Genomic DNA, 18,234 nt, shown 5'->3' with positions numbered 1-18,234 from the left:
AGCACGCTGATGGTCCCCCTGATCGTCCGCCTGGTCCCGCTCTTCGTCCTCTTCCAGCAACTCGGGTGGATCAACACGTTCCTCCCTCTCGTCGTGCCCGCGTTCTTCGGCACACCGCTGTTCATCTTCCTCATGCGGCAGTCCTTCCTCACGATCCCGTCCGAGCTGGTGGACGCCGCGCGGATCGACGGCGCCAGCGAGATCGGCATCTGGTGGCGGATCATGCTTCCGCTGTCGAAGCCCGTGCTGGCCGCGGTCGCCATCTTCGCGTTCCAGAACACGTGGAATGATTTCCTGGGCCCGCTGGTCTTCCTCCAGAAGAACGATGTCCGCACGGTCATTCTCGGGCTCTACGGCCTCATGGGCATGTTCGCCGACTGGCACCTGGTGATGGCGGCGGTCGTGGCGACGGTCCTGCCGATGGTCGTGGTGTTCCTGGCGTTTCAACGGTTCTTCGTCAAGGGCATCTCCGTGACCGGCCTGAAGGGCTGACCCGGCCGGCGGCGCTCCGCCTTCGCGCGCTCCTCGACATCGAGCGCCCGCGGCGGCGCGCGCCCGGGCCGGCAGTCCTGCGGGCGCCGGACATCGACGCGTGCCTCGAATCTCCCTCCACCGGTCAGTCCTGGAGCTTGTACAGACGGACGGCGTTGTCGTATCCGATCTGGCGGCGCAGATCGGGCGGCAGGGCGCCGAGGAAGATCCTCGTGCGGGCGCGGTTCGCCCCCGCGAAGCGGGCGAAGGCGAGGCCGGGGCCCTGGCCGTGCAGGCTGGGGGCGGCGATGAACTGATCGTTGCCGATCACGAAGCGGTCGCGAAAGTCCCGGAGGAGCTGGAGCCACCCGGGCTTGATCCCCTGGGCCGGGGTGACCGGGTAGTTCGCGGGCACCCGGGCGGGCGCCAGCCGCAGGCTCATGTACAGGTTGGGGTGCCGGTCCAGCAGCCGCCGGCTGAGGTCCACCGTCCAGCCGCCGAGAAAGTCGGAGCCGGCGTGGGCCCAGACGAACCGGGCCTTCGGGTTGTGCTCGAGCAGGCGCTCGAAGGCGGCGAGGTTCGAAGCCAGCCGCGGCGGGTTCGCCGGGGACGTCAGCCAGCCGGGCAGGGCCATGTCCTCCGCGACCACGTCGAAGTGGAGGTCGATCACCACGTCGTGCTCGGCGGCCAGGTCGGCGAGGAGCATCAGCAGCGGGTGGTCCGCGGGCACCGACTCGTAGGGATGCCCGGGCACCAGCGACAGGTGATGCGCGCTGATCTCGCCGAAGCCCGCCGCGCCCTGCCGGAGGATCGCCCGCGCCTCCTTCTCGAACCGCCCGCGGACAGCCGGGCTCACCGGCAGGGCTGCCTCCTGGAGCATCGGGTTCAGCCTGCCGCCGCCGCCCAGGAAGGCGAGGCGGCCGGCGTAGCGCTTCGCGAGCCACGCGAAGGCGTCGAGGTCGTAGGGCGCGGCCGGACCATTGACCTGCGGCGGCGGCATCAGGACCATCTTCTTGATGCCCGCCGGCTCCATCGCCGCGAGGGCCGCGGCGACGGCGCCGGGGTAGTCCTGGGCGGGCCCGCGTCCGCCGACGAGGTGGACGTGGACGTCGATCCACGCCTCCCCCCCCGGCGGCTGGGCGGCGACGTCCGCGACGAGGCCGGCGGCCATGACGAGAGGGAGCAGCGCACGCCCGGCCCCACAGACGATCGTCCTCAGCCCCATCGTGCGTGGTAGTCTATCGCAGCTGCCCATGACATCCAGCGAGTCCTTCGAGGATGCGAGCTGCGGCCTGACCCGACGCCCGGTGAGAACCGGCGCCACCCTGGCCGAGATCGCCGCCCCCATCCGGCCCGCCCGCCCTCGGGCCGCGAGCCCTACCCCGGGGACTCCGGGACTGATGGCGCCGCCCTTCCTGCGGGACAGCGTGTGGGCAGGTGCCGGCGCGTCGCGGCAGCAGGGTCGAGGCGCGCGCCCTGATCGGGCTTCCGGCCGGCCTGATCGTGGCGGGAACCAGGAACGTGCGGATCGTCGACATCGACCTCTTCATCATCCTCCTGCCAGCGTCGATCGCGGCCGTGTTCGTGATCGCCGGCCGGATGGACCGTCCAGGCCGAACGTAACGCCGGCCTCGTCCGGCGCGGGAGGCACCCCATGAGGAAGCTCATCGTCTTCGGACTCGCGACCGCCGTCGTCCTCTCCCTCGCCGCCGGCGTGCCGGACGCCGACGCCCAGGGCTACAGGTTCGTGCGCATCGTCGGCGGGACCCCGGAAGGGAGCTGGGGCATCACGGGCAGCAAGCTCGCGGAGCTCATCAACCGCGGCGTCAAGGGCGTCACCGCCAGCAACAGCCCCGGCGCGACCGTGGCGAACGTCGTCACCATCAACGAGAACCGCGCGCAGCTCGGCATCACCAGCGCCGACGTGCTGTACGAGGTCTACCACGGCGTGGAGCAGTGGAAGGGGAAGGAGACCAGGAATGTCCGGTTCCTGGCCGCCCTACACACGGTCCCTGCGCACGCCTTCGTCATGACCGACAACTCGATCAAGGAGTTCCGGGACATCGCGACGAAGCCGGCGCGCATCCAGGGCTACACGAAGGGCTCCATCACGCACCGGCTGGTGGGCCATGCGCTGGCGATCTACGGCTCCTCGATCGAGGACCTCCAGAAGCGGGGCGGCATGCTCCAGTACGTGAGCGACGGGCCGGCGGCGGAGATGATGAAGAACGGCCAGCTCGACCTGATCTTCCGGAACACGGGCGCTCCCTCCTCGTGGATCCTCGAGGCCGAGACCTCGATGGCGCTCCGCTTCCTGGCAATGGACGACGGCTTCCTGAAGGCGATCACCCAGCGCATCCCGGGGCTCGTCATCGATACGATCCCGGCCGGGACATACAAGGCGATGAAGCAGGACTACAAGACATTCTCCGTGGTGACCGTGCTCATCGTCCCGGCCTCCATGCCGGACGCGATCGCCGAGGGCATCACGGCGAGCCTGTGGGACAACGTCGAGGAGTTCCGGAAGATCGGTGGCTTCGCCAAGACGCTCAAGCTCGAGCAGGCCTTCCGCGGCAACACGATTCCCGTCCATCCCGGGGCCGCCCGGTACTACCGAGCCAAGGGGCTCAAGATCGAAGGCTAGCACCCCGGACACGGCGGGGACGACCCGGCGGAGTCCGAGAGCAGTGCCGCCGGCCATCGGCGTCGGCGGTCCATTGCCCCGCACCACATGCCCGCCAGACGACGGGTGACGGGTCCCGGGGTCTGTTCGCTGAACTCTTGATAATATCGATCGACAACTTTAGAATTGCCCCATTCTCGCCACGAAGCCGCGGAGCTTGGCCGGGCGAGGGAAAACCCCAGGACGGGAGGGACACCCTTGCGAATCGCAAATGATGTCACCGAGTTGGTCGGCAACACCCCCCTGGTACGGATCCGCCGCTTGACCGACGGCGCCCAGGCCGAGGTGGTGGCCAAGCTCGAGTTCTACAGCCCCGCCCACAGCGTCAAGGACCGCATCGGCGTGGCGATGCTCGACGCCGCCGAAAAGGCGGGCCAGATCAAGCCGGACACCGTCGTCCTGGAGCCGACCAGCGGCAATACCGGTATCGCCCTGGCCTTCGTCTGTGCCGCCCGCGGCTACAAGCTGGTGCTCACCATGCCCGAGACGATGAGCAAGGAGCGCCGAATGCTCCTACGGGCTTACGGCGCGGAGCTGATCCTCACCCCGGGCAGCGAAGGCATGGCCGGAGCCATCAAGCGGGCCGAGGAGCTGGCGGCGAGCGACCCGCGCTACTTCATCCCGCAGCAGTTCAAGAACGAGGCGAACCCCGAGATCCACCGGCGGACCACGGCCGAGGAGATCTGGCGTGACACTGACGGGAAGGCCGACGTCCTCGTGGCGGGCATCGGCACCGGCGGAACGATCACCGGCATCGGCGAGGTCATCAAGGCACGCAAGCCCGCCTTCAAGTGCGTGGCCGTGGAACCCGACGCCTCCCCGGTCCTCTCGGGCGGGCCGAAGGGCCCCCATCCCATCCAGGGCATCGGCGCGGGCTTCGTCCCTGACGTGCTCAACACCAAGATCTACGACGAGATCATCCGGGTGAAGAACGACGACGCCCTCACCACGGCCCGCCGGGCGGCCTGCGAGGAAGGCCTCCTGGTGGGCATCTCCTCCGGGGCGGCCCTCTGGGCAGCGGTGGAGGTCGCGCGGCGGACCGAGAACGCGGGGAAGCTCATCGTCGTGATCATCCCATCCTTCGGCGAGCGGTACCTGAGCACGGCCCTGTTCGCGAGCCTGGCTGACTAGGACTCGCATCGCACCCGACTGCCAGCGCGCGCCTCGACGGGAAAGGGGGACTGCTGGGACATCGCCAGGGCGCGGGACTCCGGGCTATGGCTCGACGGGCACCTCGAACCGGCTGCCACCGAGGACGACGCGGACGCGAAGCTCAGCGGGGAGCCTGGCACCCACAAACACCGTCCCCCGATACACCCCGGGCCCGGAGGTCGGTCGGAGGCGGATCTCCCGCCGCGTGCCGTCGGAGAGCACGGCGTGGAGCGAGACGTCGGCGCCCTTGAGAGGCTGGCCGCCGGGATCCCTGACGCGCGCAGTGTAGACGATGCTCCCCTTCCCGGCGCGCCCCTGGCGCCGGCTGGCCATGTCGACGCGCGGCAGCCCCGGGAACGCGGGCGCGCTCCCGGTCGGGCTCTCCACTTGCGCGGCGCCAGACGACGCCGAGGGGGCGGCCGCCCGGGGCGGCGGCAAGAGAGGCGGCGCCTCCCGGGCTCCGCTTTCCGCTGCCGGTGTCGAGGGACCGGAGGCATCTCGCCCGGGCGCGGCAGAGAGGCCGGGCGGTGCCTCCTGCTGCTCGCGGAGAGGGGTCTCCGCCACGTCCGCCGCGCCCCGCTCCCGGGAGGGCACCGGTGCGATCGGTCCCGACGGGCTCTCGATGCCGAGGCGCGGCAACAGCGTCAAGGCGCCCAGAGCCACTATGGCGGCGCCGAGAAGGCCCAGCGCCACCGTCAACGGCCACCGGACGCTGGCGCGGGAGCGTCGGTCGGGCCCGGTTGCCCTGGCCACCGTGAACCGGCGCTTGCGGGGGCTGGGCGACTCCGCCGTCTCGGGCACCAGGACGTATGGACGCCCGCGCAGGGCCGCCTCGACGCCTCGGGGTTGTCGGCGATCGGGACCGGCGGGGTGGTCGGCTCCGCCCACGGAGTCGCCGGGCTCGCGGCGGCGGTCCAGCACGATCTGGATCTCGTCGCGCGCGGAGGTGTCGCCTGCCAGCGCGACCATCATGTATCCGACCAGCAGCGGGTGGTCTCGCGACACGACACAAACGTATCGGGCCATGGCCACGGTGCTCCGTTGCGGTTGACGCACGCTTGCGGGGCGGAGATCCGGGGTGGACCTCCGCCCCGCCTGCTGAGTCGGGTCGCCCGCGGGCCGCAGGCTAGCGGCCGGGAATGATCTGGATATCGGTTACGACCTTGGTGCCATCCTTGGTCTCGGAGCTCGCCCTCACCGTCGAGCCCCGCTCGAGGGTTCTCACGGCTGATCTGCCACGATCGCGGGCCCTTGTCCAGTGCACCAGCCGGCCACGCTTCCGGCACGACAGGGCAACATCGATGCCAGCTCCGTCAGTCCTGGCCGCAATACACGGTCCTGCGGAGCCTTCGGACGCGCCCGGGAGGGCGCGCGCCAGACGGCACGCAGAAAACAGGGAAGGAGTTACACGCGTACTCTGTAACTCCTACACGACGAGCCCCGGTGCCGCCCTCTGTCGTGGTGCCGCTCTGCGCCGTCGACGGTATCAGCATGGCGGAACGATGTGATGGAGCGTATCACGCATCCAGGGGGCCGGTCAGGTCGCCGCGCTCGAGGAGCTCCGCGAGGGTATGACGGTCGAGGTCGTGTTCGAGCGGCGTCCACTGGAGAAAGTCGCCCGATCGGTCCGCGTGGTGGACGCGTCGGCGGCGGCCCGGGACCGATAGAGGCTGCTGGTCACCGCCCGTCTTCGCCGCGCGGGCGGAGGCGCCAGCGGCGCCCCCCGAGCGCCGGCCGGCGGCGGGCGAAGCTCGGCACCCGTCCCAGGGCGCGGGCCGCGTCCTCGAAGATGGAGTACGCGACCGGCGTCACGAGCAGCGTGAGGAGCAGCGAGAGCGTCTGGCCGCCGATCACCACGACGGCGATGGAGCGGCGCTCCTCGGCGCCGGGCCCCGTCCCCACCCACAGCGGGAGCATCCCGGCCACGAGGGTGAGCGTGGTCATCAGGATGGGTCGGAGGCGGTCGCGGTTGCCCTGCATGATGGCGGCCATGCGCTCCATGCCATCGGCCCGCAGGTTGTTCATGTGGTCGATCTGCAGGATGGCGTTCTTCTTCACGACGCCGAAGAGCACCAGGACGCCGAGGGCCGAGTAGAGGTTCAGCGTGTTCCCGGTGTACCAGAGCGAGAGCAGGGCGAAGGGCACGGACAGCGGCAGGGAGAGCAGGATCGTGAACGGGTGGATCAGGCTCTCGAACTGGGCGGCGAGGATCATGTACATGAAGATCACCGAGAGGAGGAACACCCACAGGAACTCGGTGAAGGTCCGCTCGAGCTCGCGCGCCCGGCCGGAGATGGCGGTCGAGTACGCCGCCGGGAGCCCCATCTGCGCGACGGCGCCGCGCAGGGCGGCAATCCGGTCCGCCTGGCCGTGGCCAGGGAGCACGACGGCGCGCAGGCGCACCTCGCGCTGCCGGTCCGAGCGGTCGATGCGGGAGGCGGTGAAGCCCGGAACGATCTCGACGACGTTGTCCAGCCGCACGAGGCTGCCGGGGCCGCCCCCGCCGTTCTGCCGCGAGACGAAGAGGCGCGAGATCGTGCCCAGGTCACCCCGGCCCTGCTCGGAGAGCCGGAGCTGGACGAAGTAGTCCTCGTTGGTGGTGGGATCGCGGAAGCGCGACACCTCGGTGTCGCCGCCCACCATCAGGCGGAGCGCGGTGGCGATCTGCTCGGTGTCCACGTGCAGGTCGGCCGCGCGCGCGCGGTCGATGCGGACACGCAGCTCCGGCCGGTCGAGGCGCAGGGTGGTGTCGGGATCGGCGATGCCGCCGAGCGCGATGGCGCGCGTGCGCAGATCCTCGGCGTAGCGCACGAGTGACTCGAGGTCCGGCCCGCGCAGGACGAAGTCGATGTCGAAGCTGCCTCCCCCGATGTTGAAGCCGGGGATATTGCGCACGAGGATGCGGAAGTCGCGGAACTTCCGGAGGCGCTGGCGCACCTGCTGCATCACCTCACGCTGGGTGAAGTTGCCGCGGAAGGCGGCCAGCGGGTCGCCGCGCCGCAGGGCGTCCCAGATCCGCCCCAGGCCCAGCGTGCGCTCCTCGTGGGGCGTGGTGCGCACGTACAGGTTGCCCTGGCTGATGCGGCCGAGAAAGCCGCCGCCCGCGGTGACGAGGACGGTCGCGACGCCCGGCACCGCGCGGACCTCGTCGCCGATGGCCCGGACCGCCTCGTCCATCGCGGGCATCGAGATGCCCTCGGGGCCGTTGATGGTCGCCTGGAACTCGCTCTCGTCCACGTCGCTCGGCGTGTACTCCTGCTTGACCCAGCCGTAGACGGGCCAGGAGGCGCCGATGACGGCGAGGCAGAGGGCGGCCACCACCCAGCGATGACGCATCGCGAGGCGCAGGGTGAAGGCGTAGCCGCGGTCGAGCCAGGCGTAGAACCCGCGGCGGGACGCGGCGCCCTCCTGGCCCGCGCCGCCGCCCGTGCGGAGCATCCGGGCGCTCATCATCGGCGTGAGCGTGAAGGACACGAGCAGGCTCACCAGCACCGAGACCGCCGCCGTGACACCGAACTGGTAGAGGAACCGCCCCGACACGCTCGACATGAAGGAGACCGGGAGGAAGATCACGACCAGGCTGAAGGTGGTCGCCATGACGGCGAGGCCGATGTCGGCGGTCGCGGCCCTGGCGGCCTCGAACGGCGTCATCCGTTTCTCCTCGACGAAGCGGAAGACGTTCTCGAGCACGACGATGGCGTCATCGATGACGATGCCGACCATCAGCACAAGGGCCAGCATCGTCACGCTGTTGAGCGTGAAGCCGAGGGCGTACATCGTCCCGAAGGCCGAGATGACCGAGGTCGGAATGGCGACGGCGGCGATGATGGTCGCCTGCCAGCTCCGCATGAACGCCAGCACGACGAGGGACGCGAGGATCGAGCCCAGGACGAGGTGGAGCTTGATCTCGCGGAGCGCGGCGTGGATGTAGTGAGACTGGTCGCGGATCACCTCGAGGCGCACGTCGGGCGGGATCTGGGCGGCAAGGTGGCGGAGGCTACCCTTGGCGGCGTCGATGACCGCAACGGTGTTCTCCCCCGACTGCCGCCGGACCTCGAGGATCACGCTGGGGACGCCGTTGAGGCGGGCCACCGAGCGCTGCTCGGCGGTGCCGTCCTCGGCGCGGCCGATGTCCCGCACCCGTATCGGCGCGCCGTTGGCGGAGGCGATCACGACGTCGTCGAAGGACCGCGGGTCGGCGAGGCGGCCGAGGGTACGGAGCGAGGACTCGCGAAGGCCGGCGGTGACATTGCCCCCGGGCATGTCGGCGTTCTGCCGGATCAGGGCGTCGCGGACCGCGGTGATCGGGAGCTGGTAGGCGGCCAGCCGGTCCGCCTCGACCCAGACGTTGATCGCGCGGGTCAGGCCGCCCACCAGCCGGACCTCCCCGACGCCGAACGACCGCTCGAGCCGGACCTTGACGACCTTGTCGGCCAGCTCGGTGAGCTCGCGCAGCGGCCGGTCCCCCGCCACCGCCACCGTGAGCACCGGGGCCTGGTCGTTGTCGGCCTTGGCGATGATGGGCGCCCTCGCGTCGCGCGGAAGGTTCCGGATCGCGAGAGCAACCTTCTCGCGCACGTCCTGGGCCGCCACGTCGATGTTCCGACGCAGCTCGAACTCCACGATGACGATAGACTGGCCGGGGCCCGAGATCGACCGGAGCTCGCGGATGCCCTGCACCGTGTTGACCACCTGCTCGATCTCGCGCGTGACCTGGGTCTCCACCTCCTCGGCCGAGGCCCCCGCCAGCTCCGTGCGGACGCTGACGGTGGGGAGATCCACGGAGGGGAACCGGTCGACGCCGAGGCGGGCGTAGGACGCGGCGCCGACCACGACCAGGGAGAGCACGATCATGGCCGCGAACACCGGACGGCGGATGCAGACCTCGGCGAGCTTCTGCACGGGGGGTCTGGCCTAAACCCTCGTGCGGGCGGAGCCGGGCGCGATCAGGGGTGCACCGCCACCGGCTGGCCGGCGGTCAGACTGCCCGGCTGGTCGACCACCGGCATGCCGGCTTCGACGCCGGCCACGATCTCGACACGATCGCCCAGACGGCGCCCGGTCTGCACGCGGACCTCGACGGCGCGCCCCTGGTCCACCGTGAGCACCTTCTCGACACCGGCGAAGGTGACCACGGCCGCCGCGGGCACGATGACGATGCGCACGTCGCCCGCCACCACGATATCGGCCTTGGCGAAGGCGCCGGGGCGGAGCGCGGCTCCCCCGTTGGCTACCTCCGCCTCCACCATCAGCGTGCGGCTCAGCTCGGTGATCGCGGGCGAGATGCGGGCGACGCGACCGCGGTGCTCGCCCGGCGCGCCCTCGACGGTCACGAGAACGGGCTGCCCCACCCGCACCCCGGCCGCCTCGCGCTCGGGGACGGCCAGCCGGAGCCGCAGCGGGTGCAGCTTGACGATCGTGACGACCGGGGCGCCGGCCGCGAGGTACTCCCCCACCGATGCCCGGCGCTCGCTCACCGCGCCGTCGATGGGGGAGGTGACGATGGTGTCGGTCAGCTGCTGGCGCGCCAGCTCGAGATCAGAGCGGCGCTGGAGCAGCACGGCCTGGCGGATGCGCACTTCCTCGATCGCGTCCTGGTAGCGTCCCTCTGCCACGCCCAGCGCCGAAACCGCCGTGTCGACCTGGGCCCGGGCCACGAGCTCCTGCTTCCAGAGACGCTCCATCCGCTCCCGGGTGAGTCTGGCCTCATCCAGCACCGCGCGCGCCTGTCGCACGGGGGCGGTTTGCTCGGGATCGACGCGATCGTCCCTGGCCTGGGGGGACAGCCCCAGCCGCGCCCGCGCCTGCTGGAGCGCCGCCACCGCCTGGTCCACCCGGATCTGCGCGTCGGTCGGGTCGAGCCGCGCCACCGCCTGGTCGCGGCGGACTCGACTGCCGAGATCCACCAGCAGCTCCCCGACGCGGCCGGCGACCTTGGCGCCGAGCACGACCTGCTCGTCCGCCGCCAGCGTCCCCGTCGCGTTGACGCGACGGTCGGTGACGGACTCCCGCGCGGGGACGAGCCGAACCGGCCGCGGCTCGAGCGCGTGGCCCGCGGACGACGCCGGGGCCGCCGCCGGGCCCGGGCCCTCGCAACCGAGACCCGCGAGGGCGGCTGCCAGCCCGAGCACGCATGACAGGTGGCCTTGGCGCGCGCGTGACGCAGCCATACTTGGATGTTACACCAGCAGCTCCCGGGAGGATGGGCTGTGAGGTGGCCCCCCGCTGCGGCCGGGGCGAGCCGGCTCCCGGCCCCGCCCGGCGCGTTACGTGGCGGGCGCCGGGACGGAACAGTAGCGGGGACACCCCGGCGAGAGGTGGAGCCACATCTGCGTCACCGGCGTGGAGATCCTCGCCGCTCAGGCCACCGCGGCGGCGAGGGCCGCCGCGTAGGCGTCGATCTCGCCCCGGGTCCGCTGCTCGGTCACCGCCACGAGGAGACAGTCCTTGTGGGCCCGGTCGAAGGCCTTGAGCGGCACCCCGGCGAGGATCCGCGCCTTCATCAGCCGCTTCACGACGCGGTCGGGCGCCTTGGGCAATGCGAGCACGAACTCCTTGAAGAAGGGCGCCCCGTAGCGGAGGCGGACGCCGGGAACCTCCGTGAGCCGCGCCGCCGCGTAGTGCGCCTTGGCCGTGGACAGCTCCCCCACCCGGCGCAGACCCTGCGTGCCCATGATCGCCACGTAGATGGTGGCCATGAGCGCGCACAGGGCGACGTTGGTGCAGATGTTCGAGGTGGCCTTCTCGCGGCGGATGTGCTGCTCGCGCGTCTGGAGCGTGAGCACGAACCCCCGCCGCCCGTCGCGGTCCACGGTGGCACCCACCAGGCGCCCGGGCATGCGGCGGACGATCTCCTGCCTCGCGGCGAAGACCCCCAGCCCCGGTCCCCCGTAGCTCATGGGCACCCCGAGCCCCTGCCCCTCGCCCACCACGATGTCGGCCCCGAGCGCGCCGGGCGGGGTGAGGAGGCCCAGGTTCACGGGGTCCGCCGCCACGATCAGGAGCGCGCCGGCCGCATGCGCGAGTTCCCCCGCGGCGCGGATGTCCTCGAGGCAGCCGAGGAAGTTCGGGTACTGGATCACCACGCCGGCGGTCTTCTCCGAGACCGCCTTGCGGAGGGCATCGAGGTCCGTGACGCCGTCGCCCAGGGGCGCCGAGCGGAGCCGGAGATCCACCCCCTCGCAGTAAGTCTCCACCACCTGCCGGTAGAGCGGGTTCACCCCCCGGGAGAGCAGGATGCCGTCGCGCCCGGTCACCGCATGCGCCATGAGCGCCGCCTCGGCCAGCGACGAGGCGCCGTCGTAGATGGAGGCATTGGCCACGTCCATGCCGGTGAGCTCGGCCATCATCGTCTGGTACTCGAAGATGGTCCGGAGCGTGCCCTGGCTGGCTTCGGGCTGATAGGGCGTGTAGGCCGTGAAGAACTCGCCGCGGGAGATCAGGTGGGTGATGGGGCTCGGGATGGCATGGTCGTACGAGCCGGCCCCCAGGAAGCAGGCGAAGTCGTCGGCTGACGCGTCCCGAGCGGCCATGGCCCGCATGTGGCGCACCAGCTCGTTCTCGGCCATGGCGGCCGGCAGGCCCAGCGGCCGCGACAGCCGGGCCTTGGCGGGGATGCCGGCGAGCAGCTCCTCGATGCTGCCCGCGCCGATCCGCGCGAGCATCTCCCGCTGCTGGGCGGGCGTGTTGGGGATGTAGCGCATGTCCGGGGCTCGCCGCGTCCGCTCAGTGGCCGGCGGCGGCGATGAGCTGCTCGTACGCCTCGGCGCTCAGGAGGCCGTCCGCCTCGGCGGGATTGGACAGCTTCACGACGATCATCCACCCCCGGCCATACGGGTCGCTGTTCACGGTCTCCGGCTGCTTCGTCAGCTCGACATTGACCTCGACGACCTCGCCGGAGAGGGGCGCGAAGAGATCCGAGACGGCCTTCACCGACTCCACGACGCCGAAGCTCTTCGCGCCCGTCACCCTGGCTCCGACCTTCGGCAGCTCGACGAAGACCACGTCCCCCAGCTGCTCCTGGGCGAAGGCCGTGATGCCGACGCGGGCCTGTCCGCCCTCGATCTTCGCCCACTCGTGCTCCTTGGTGTACTTGAGGTCCGCCGGCACGTTGGACATCTCGCCTCCCTGGGACTGGCGGCCGCTAGGCCTTCTTGGTGTGGGACGGGCAAAAGGGCGTGCGCGCGACGCGCGCCGGGTGGGATGCGCCGCGGATCTCGACGTCGATCTCGGTGCCGATCGCGGCGAGGCCCGCCCGGACGTAGCCCATGCCGATGCCGCGCTCGAGGCTCGGCGCGAAGGAGCCGGAGGTGACGGCGCCGACGGGGGCGCCGGCTCTGAGGAGCCGGTAGCCGTGCCGCGGCACCGCGCGCTCGATCATCTCGAAGCCCACGAGCTTTCGCGTGAGGCCGCGCGCCCGCAGGGCCTCGATGGCCCCCCGGCCGACGAACTCCCCCTTGGCCGGCTTGACCACCCAGCCGAGCCCGGCCTCCAGCGGGCTCGTGCTGTGATCGATGTCGTTGCCGTAGAGCGCGTAGCGCATCTCGAGCCTGAGCGTGTCGCGGGCGCCGAGCCCGATGGGACGGAGGCCGTGGGGCCGACCGGCCTCCATGAGGGCGTGCCACAGCCGCTCCGCGTCCCCGGCCGCCACGTAGAGCTCGAAGCCGTCCTCCCCCGTGTACCCCGTGCGGGAGATAAGGGTCGGCACGCCGGCCACCGCGCCCCGGGCGAAGTGGTAGTAGGCGACGCCCGTGACGTCACGGTCCGCGAGTCCTCCGACGAGGGCCTCGGCCGCGGGCCCCTGCACCGCCAGGAGGGCGGTCTCCTGGCTCAGGTCGCGCCACTCGACCTCCGCGCCCTGCGCCGTGACCCACGCCCAGTCCTTGGCGGTGTTGGCGGCGTTGACCGTCAGCATGAAATGCTCGGACCCGAGCCGGTAGAGCGTGAGATCGTCCACGATCCCGCCCTCCGGATCGCACAGGAGCGTGTACTGGACCTGGCCCTCGGCGAGCGCCGCGGCGTCGTTGGTGGTGAGCCGTTGCACCACCGTCAGCGCCCGGGGCCCGCGCACCTCGAGCTCGCCCATGTGGCTGATGTCGAAGAGCCCCGCGGCCCCGCGCACCGCGCGGTGCTCCTCGATGATGCTCGAGTACTGCACCGGCATCTCCCAGCCGCCGAAGGGCACCAGCTTCGCTCCCGCCTCGACGTGGACGTCGAACAGCGGCGTGCGCTTGAGCGGGGACGTGGATGCGGAGGCGGTCATGAGAAAACCCGACTCATCTTAATCGAGCGGGAGCGGCAGGTAAAGCGCGAGTGCGGCCCGACAGCGGGCGACGAGCCACCCGCGCGGGCCGGCGCGCGGCGCCGCTCCCCGGCCACGCAACTCGCCGGGGGGTCGGGCCATCGGATCTCAGCGAGTGGAGTAGCCGCGGCCGCCCATGCAGGCGCCGAAGGCCTGGTCGTACCCGCCCTTCGACTTGGAGTAGTTGTAGGTCCCGCCGGTGGCGGCCCCGCCGATGCCGCCTGCCGCCGCCCCGATCGCCGCTCCCGTGCCCGGGCTCCCGGTGGCCGCGCCGATGGCAGCACCCGCGGCGGCCCCGCCGAGGGCGCCGAGCACGGCGCCGACGCCGGCGCCCTTGGCGGTGTCCATCGCCGGGTCGAAGCCCGACTGCTGCTTGGCCCAGGCCTGGCACTCCATCGTGTCCCGCGACTGCTGCTCGGCCGTCTGGCCCTTCTTCGGGTAGGCGTAGACGTTCGGGCGCTCCGCCGAAGCGCAGCCCGAGAGCGCGGCCGCGAAGCCGATGACGGTCCCCCAGCTGGTCACGCGCTGCCATGCACGGTTCATGTGAGATCCTCCCTGCGAGCGGATGGGACGGCGCGCGGCCGTCTCGCTCCATTATGCACAGGAGCGGCGGCCAGGGCGAACACTCAAGGCAGGGGCAGCCAGTGGCGCAGCGGCTTCACCTGGCAGCCCGCCTTCTCCAGTGCCTCGCGCACCGCCCGCACGTTCCGGTCGGCCCCGGGGGTGTCGCCGTGGCAGCAGATGGTCTGCACGGAGATGTCGATCTCGACGCCGTCGAGGGTCCGCACCTTTCCTTCCATGGCCATCTTCACCGCCTGGGCGGCGGCCTTGGCAGGATCCGTGATGACGGAGCCGGCAATCTTCCGCGAGGTGAGCGTGCCGTCCACGTTGTAGGTGCGATCGGCGAAGCCCTCCGAGGCCACACGGGCGCCCAGCTTGCGGCAGGTGGCGTCGTACTTGCCAGACGCCAGCGTCATCAGGATGAGCCCGGACTCCATGGCCGCTTGCCCCGCCGCCGCCGCCAGGGCCTCGTCGGCCTCCATCATGTTGTAGAGGACCCCGTGGGGCTTGACGTGCTGCAGCTCGGCGCCGGCCACCCGGAGGTATTCCCGCAGCGCGCCGGTCTGGTAGCACATGTAGTCGCGCACTTCCTGCGGCGTGACCTCCAGCTTCCGCCGCCCGAAGCCGATGAGGTCGGGCAGCCCCGGGTGCGAGCCCACGGCCACGTTGTGCCTGAGCGCCAGCTCCACGGTCTTGCGGATCACGTGGGGATCGCCGCCGTGGAAGCCGCAGGCCACGTTCGCCGAGGTGATGAACGGCATGACGGCCTCGTCGGCCCCGAGCGTCCAGCGCCCGTAGGACTCCCCCATGTCGCAGTTGAGGTCGATGCTCTTCGCCATGGCGGCGGCTCCTTTCTCAGTTCCTGGGTCGACGGCCTCTCCCGTGTGACGATTCTAACTCGCCGGGAGCGGCGCCGCGCAGCGCGGAACACCGCGGGGCCCTGGCGGCGGCGCCGGCACCACCCGTGCTAGAGTCCCGCGAGGGGCAGTGACCGCGTCACAGGGGGGGAGCGACATGGCCAGGGGCTTCGAGGGCAAGGTGGTCGTCATCACGGGCGGCGGCGGCGGCATCGGCCGGGCCGCCGCGGTGCGCTTCGCGACCGAGGGCGCGCGCGTCGCGCTGGTGGATCTGGCAACGGCGGGCCTCGACGAGAGCGCCCGGGCCGTGACGCGCGCGGGCGGGGAAGCGCTCACCGTGGAGGCCGACGTCACCCGGGCCGCCGACGTCCAGCGCTATGTCGCCGCCGCGGTCGAGCGCTGGGGCGGCATCGACTGCTTCTTCAACAACGCGGGCGTGCTCGGCGCCGTCGCGCCGCTGGTGGAGTACCCCGAGGACGTCTTCGACCGCGTGATCGCGGTCAACCTCAAGGGCGTGTGGCTCGGGCTCCGCTCCGTGGCGCCGGCGATCCGGGCGCGGGGCGGCGGCGCCATCGTCAACACCGCCTCGATCTCGGGGATGCGGGGGACTCCGGGCCTGGTGGCCTACACGGCCAGCAAGCACGCCGTGGTGGGGCTCACGCGCACCGCCGCCCTGGAGCTGGCGCGCCACGGCATCCGCGTGAACGCCATCTGTCCCGCTCCCATCGAGACGGCCATGGCGCACGATCTCCACGTTGGCTTCAACGCCAGGGACGAGGAGGGAGCGCGGCGGCGGTTCGAGGCCACGATCCCCCTGCGGCGCTACGGGACGCCCGGAGAGGTGGCCGAGCTGGTGGCCTTCCTGTGCAGCCCGGGCGCCGCCTTCATCACCGGCGGCCTCTACACGGTGGACGGCGGCGCCATGGCGTAGCAGGCTGCTGCACGGAGTTGTCCCGCATCCTGCTAGCCGGCCCCGCGGCCCGTCGCGCGGCGGCCCGGACTCAGACGTCGAGGATCAACCCCTCGAAGGCGGCGCTGCACCGCGTCCGCGCGCCGGCCCGCTCGAGCCACGCCCGCGCGTCGTCCTGGATGGCGTCGATCTCCGCGTCGTCCCGCTCGGGATCGTGGTGGTAGAGGACCAGGTGCTTCACCTGGGCAGCGACGGCGAGCCGGCAGGCGTGACTCACCACGCTGTGGCCCCAGCCGTGCTTGCGCCCCATGTCGCTCTCGAGGTACTGAGCGTCGTGGATCAGCACGTCAGCCCCCCGGCAGAACTCCGCGAACTGCTCGCGCGTCGTGGTCTCGGGGGGCGGGGGCTCGAGCTCGTTGTCGGTGAGGTACACGACCGACCGCCCCTCGCTCGCGATCCGGTAGCCCCAGCCGCCCCCCGGGTGGTTGGTCGCGATCCGGGCGATGTCGAACCCGCGCCCGCGGAGGATGGCCATGTGGTCCGCGGTGATACAGCTGATCCGGGACGGGAGGCGATCCGGCGTCACCGGGAAGCGGAACCCGTCCATCTGCTCGACGAGCCCGCAGAGCATGCTATGACTGTTCGCCGGGGCGAAGACGTCGATGACCCGGTCTCGCTGGTAGATGGGCTCGAAGAACGGAAAGCCCTGGATGTGGTCCCAGTGGGTGTGGGAGAGGAGGAGGACGATCGGTTCCGTCCCCCCCTCCAGCACCCGGCCCAGCGCCCGGATCCCGGTGCCGGCATCCAGCACGAGCCTTCGGCCGGGATTGCAGTCGACCGTGAGGCAGGAGGTGTTGCCGCCGTAGCGCAGGGTGGACAGCCCCGGGCTCGGGACGGACCCGCGCACGCCCCAGAACGTCACGCGCATGGACGGGTGAGCGCCCCGGCGCTGGCGGCGGTCCGCACTAGCTCTCCCGGTCGAGGACGCGGCCCAGCGCCTCGACGAACCGGTCCACGTCGGCCTCGCTCATGGCCAGCGAGCAGGCGCCGAGCCCGCGCTGCGACATGAGCACGCCCTCGTTGACGAGCCCCATGAACAGGCGCATCGGCGCCCTCGGGTCCTCCGGCCGCGCCGAGCGGAAGTCGCCGAGCCGCCGTTTCGTCCAGTGGAGCCAGAAGAGCGAGCCGGCGCCGGTCACCTGCCCCGGGCGCTTCTTGCGCTGGAGCATCCGCCTCACGCCGTCCCGCAACCGATCGCCCAGGGCGTCGAGCCGCGCATAGGCCTCCGGGGTGAGCTGCTCCAGGGTGGCCACTCCCCCCGCCATCGTGAGCGGGTTGGCGTTGAAGGTGCCGCCGTGGTTGATGCGCCCCCGGCCGCCGCGCGGATCGTAGAAGTTCATCACCTCCGCCCGCCCGCCGAAGGCGCCGACGGCCAGGCCGCCGCCGATGATCTTGCCCAGCGTGGTGAGGTCGGGGCGGACCCCGAAGCGCTCCTGGGCCCCTCCCCGCGCGACCCGGAAGGATATGACCTCGTCGAAGATGAGGAGGATGCCGAGGCGGCTCGTCGCCGCCCTGAGCCCCTCGAGGAACCCCTCGCCGGCGGGGATCATCCCGGCGTTGGCCAGCATCGGGTCGATGATGAGCGCGGCCAGCTCCGCGGCGTGCTTCTCGAGAATCGCGGTGCAGGCGGCGAGATCGTTCCAGGGGAGCACCACCACGTGCTTGAGCACCGCGGGGGGAATCCCCGCCGACCAGGCCACGGACTTCGGGCGCTTCCGTGAGCCGGCCTGGGCCGGGTCGGGCGAGACGCTCACGAGCACCCAGTCATGGGTGCCGTGATAGGCGCCCTCGAACTTGGCGATCCTGCTCCGGCCCGTGGACGCGCGCGCCACCCGGATGGCGTGCATGGTGGCCTCGGTGCCCGAGTTGGCGAAGCGGATGACCTCCATGCTCGGGATGCGCGCCGTCAGGATCTCGGCGAGCCGGATCTCCTGCTCGCTGGGACCGGGAAAGCACATGCCGCGGGTCGCCTGCTCCTGGATCGCCCGGACGACGGCGGGGTTGGCGTGGCCCAGGATGAGGCTCGTGTAGTTGCCGTTGAAGTCGAGCCGCTCGACCCCGTCGGCGTCCCAGATCCGCGCCCCGGACCCCCGGCTGATGTAGAAGGGGTACGGGTCGAAGAAGGTCGTGGTCCGGCTGTTGCCGCCCGGCATCACCCGCAGCGCCTCCTCGAAGAGGGCGCGCGAGCGCGGGGTCTTGGCCGTGTAGTCGCCGATCTCGTGCTCGAGCATGATGGCCT

16 protein-coding genes are annotated in these 18,234 nt (G+C 71.5%); 5 read left to right on the top strand and 11 right to left on the bottom strand.

Annotation, left to right across the window (positions count from 1 at the left end; genetic code table 11):
* Window positions 1-492: carbohydrate ABC transporter permease (locus HYV93_06470; GenBank protein ID MBI2525611.1), on the top strand; the 492-nt coding region annotated here is incomplete at its 5' end.
* Window positions 493-616: 124 nt separating this feature from the next.
* Here the strand turns inward: HYV93_06470 and HYV93_06465 are convergent.
* Window positions 617-1,696 (bottom strand): amidohydrolase family protein, encoded by a 1,080-nt coding sequence (locus HYV93_06465; GenBank protein MBI2525610.1) that lies wholly within the window; start codon window positions 1,694-1,696, stop codon window positions 617-619.
* 212 nt (window positions 1,697-1,908) lie between these two features.
* On the opposite strand from HYV93_06465, the gene HYV93_06460 reads away from it, so the two are divergent.
* From HYV93_06460 to cysK, 3 genes are all read left to right on the top strand, one after another.
* Window positions 1,909-2,094, top strand: coding sequence for a hypothetical protein (locus HYV93_06460; GenBank protein ID MBI2525609.1), 186 nt, complete (start codon window positions 1,909-1,911; stop codon window positions 2,092-2,094).
* A 31-nt stretch (window positions 2,095-2,125) separates the two neighbouring features.
* The gene (locus HYV93_06455; protein ID MBI2525608.1) at window positions 2,126-3,115 is read left to right on the top strand and encodes a TAXI family TRAP transporter solute-binding subunit; all 990 of its coding nucleotides are present in this window, start codon (window positions 2,126-2,128) and stop codon (window positions 3,113-3,115) included.
* A gap of 237 nt (window positions 3,116-3,352) precedes the next feature.
* A complete protein-coding gene (gene cysK, locus HYV93_06450; GenBank protein MBI2525607.1) occupies window positions 3,353-4,285 on the top strand; it encodes a cysteine synthase A in 933 nt (310 codons plus the stop codon).
* A gap of 84 nt (window positions 4,286-4,369) precedes the next feature.
* Here the strand turns inward: cysK and HYV93_06445 are convergent, their stop codons facing one another.
* The 8 genes from HYV93_06445 to HYV93_06410 form a co-directional block, all read right to left on the bottom strand.
* Window positions 4,370-5,332 carry a hypothetical protein gene (locus HYV93_06445; protein ID MBI2525606.1) on the bottom strand — a complete coding sequence of 321 codons (963 nt, stop codon included), beginning with the start codon at window positions 5,330-5,332 and terminating at the stop codon, window positions 4,370-4,372.
* Between the two features lie 651 nt (window positions 5,333-5,983).
* Window positions 5,984-9,208, bottom strand: a complete 3,225-nt coding sequence (locus HYV93_06440) for an efflux RND transporter permease subunit (protein MBI2525605.1) — start codon at window positions 9,206-9,208, stop codon at window positions 5,984-5,986.
* Between the two features lie 44 nt (window positions 9,209-9,252).
* Window positions 9,253-10,437 (bottom strand): efflux RND transporter periplasmic adaptor subunit, encoded by a 1,185-nt coding sequence (locus HYV93_06435; protein MBI2525604.1) that lies wholly within the window; start codon window positions 10,435-10,437, stop codon window positions 9,253-9,255.
* A 228-nt stretch (window positions 10,438-10,665) separates the two neighbouring features.
* Window positions 10,666-12,009, bottom strand: coding sequence for an aminomethyl-transferring glycine dehydrogenase subunit GcvPA (gene gcvPA / locus HYV93_06430; protein MBI2525603.1), 1,344 nt, complete (start codon window positions 12,007-12,009; stop codon window positions 10,666-10,668).
* 22 nt (window positions 12,010-12,031) lie between these two features.
* Window positions 12,032-12,424 carry a glycine cleavage system protein GcvH gene (gene gcvH, locus HYV93_06425; GenBank protein ID MBI2525602.1) on the bottom strand — a complete coding sequence of 131 codons (393 nt, stop codon included), beginning with the start codon at window positions 12,422-12,424 and terminating at the stop codon, window positions 12,032-12,034.
* A 25-nt stretch (window positions 12,425-12,449) separates the two neighbouring features.
* A complete protein-coding gene (gene gcvT / locus HYV93_06420) occupies window positions 12,450-13,568 on the bottom strand; it encodes a glycine cleavage system aminomethyltransferase GcvT (GenBank protein MBI2525601.1) in 1,119 nt (372 codons plus the stop codon).
* A 147-nt stretch (window positions 13,569-13,715) separates the two neighbouring features.
* Window positions 13,716-14,150: a hypothetical protein gene (locus HYV93_06415; GenBank protein ID MBI2525600.1), complete on the bottom strand. Its 435-nt coding sequence runs from the start codon at window positions 14,148-14,150 to the stop codon at window positions 13,716-13,718.
* A gap of 83 nt (window positions 14,151-14,233) precedes the next feature.
* Window positions 14,234-15,007: a LamB/YcsF family protein gene (locus tag HYV93_06410; GenBank protein ID MBI2525599.1), complete on the bottom strand. Its 774-nt coding sequence runs from the start codon at window positions 15,005-15,007 to the stop codon at window positions 14,234-14,236.
* Between the two features lie 175 nt (window positions 15,008-15,182).
* On the opposite strand from HYV93_06410, the gene HYV93_06405 reads away from it, so the two are divergent.
* Entirely contained in the window at window positions 15,183-15,956 is a 774-nt protein-coding gene (locus HYV93_06405; protein ID MBI2525598.1) for an SDR family oxidoreductase, read from the top strand.
* A 70-nt stretch (window positions 15,957-16,026) separates the two neighbouring features.
* Here the strand turns inward: HYV93_06405 and HYV93_06400 are convergent, their stop codons facing one another.
* Both HYV93_06400 and HYV93_06395 read right to left on the bottom strand, forming a co-directional pair.
* On the bottom strand, window positions 16,027-16,863 hold the full coding sequence (locus HYV93_06400) for an MBL fold metallo-hydrolase (protein MBI2525597.1): 837 nt from the start codon (window positions 16,861-16,863) through the stop codon (window positions 16,027-16,029).
* A 37-nt stretch (window positions 16,864-16,900) separates the two neighbouring features.
* A complete protein-coding gene (locus HYV93_06395) occupies window positions 16,901-18,226 on the bottom strand; it encodes an aspartate aminotransferase family protein (GenBank protein ID MBI2525596.1) in 1,326 nt (441 codons plus the stop codon).
* Window positions 18,227-18,234 lie beyond the last annotated feature (8 nt).

This window comes from Candidatus Rokuibacteriota bacterium (genome assembly GCA_016188005.1).
GTDB lineage: Bacteria > Methylomirabilota > Methylomirabilia > Rokubacteriales > CSP1-6 > UBA12499.
The sequence above is the reverse complement of the archived record's forward strand: the minus strand, read 5'-3'. Positions and strand labels throughout refer to the sequence as shown.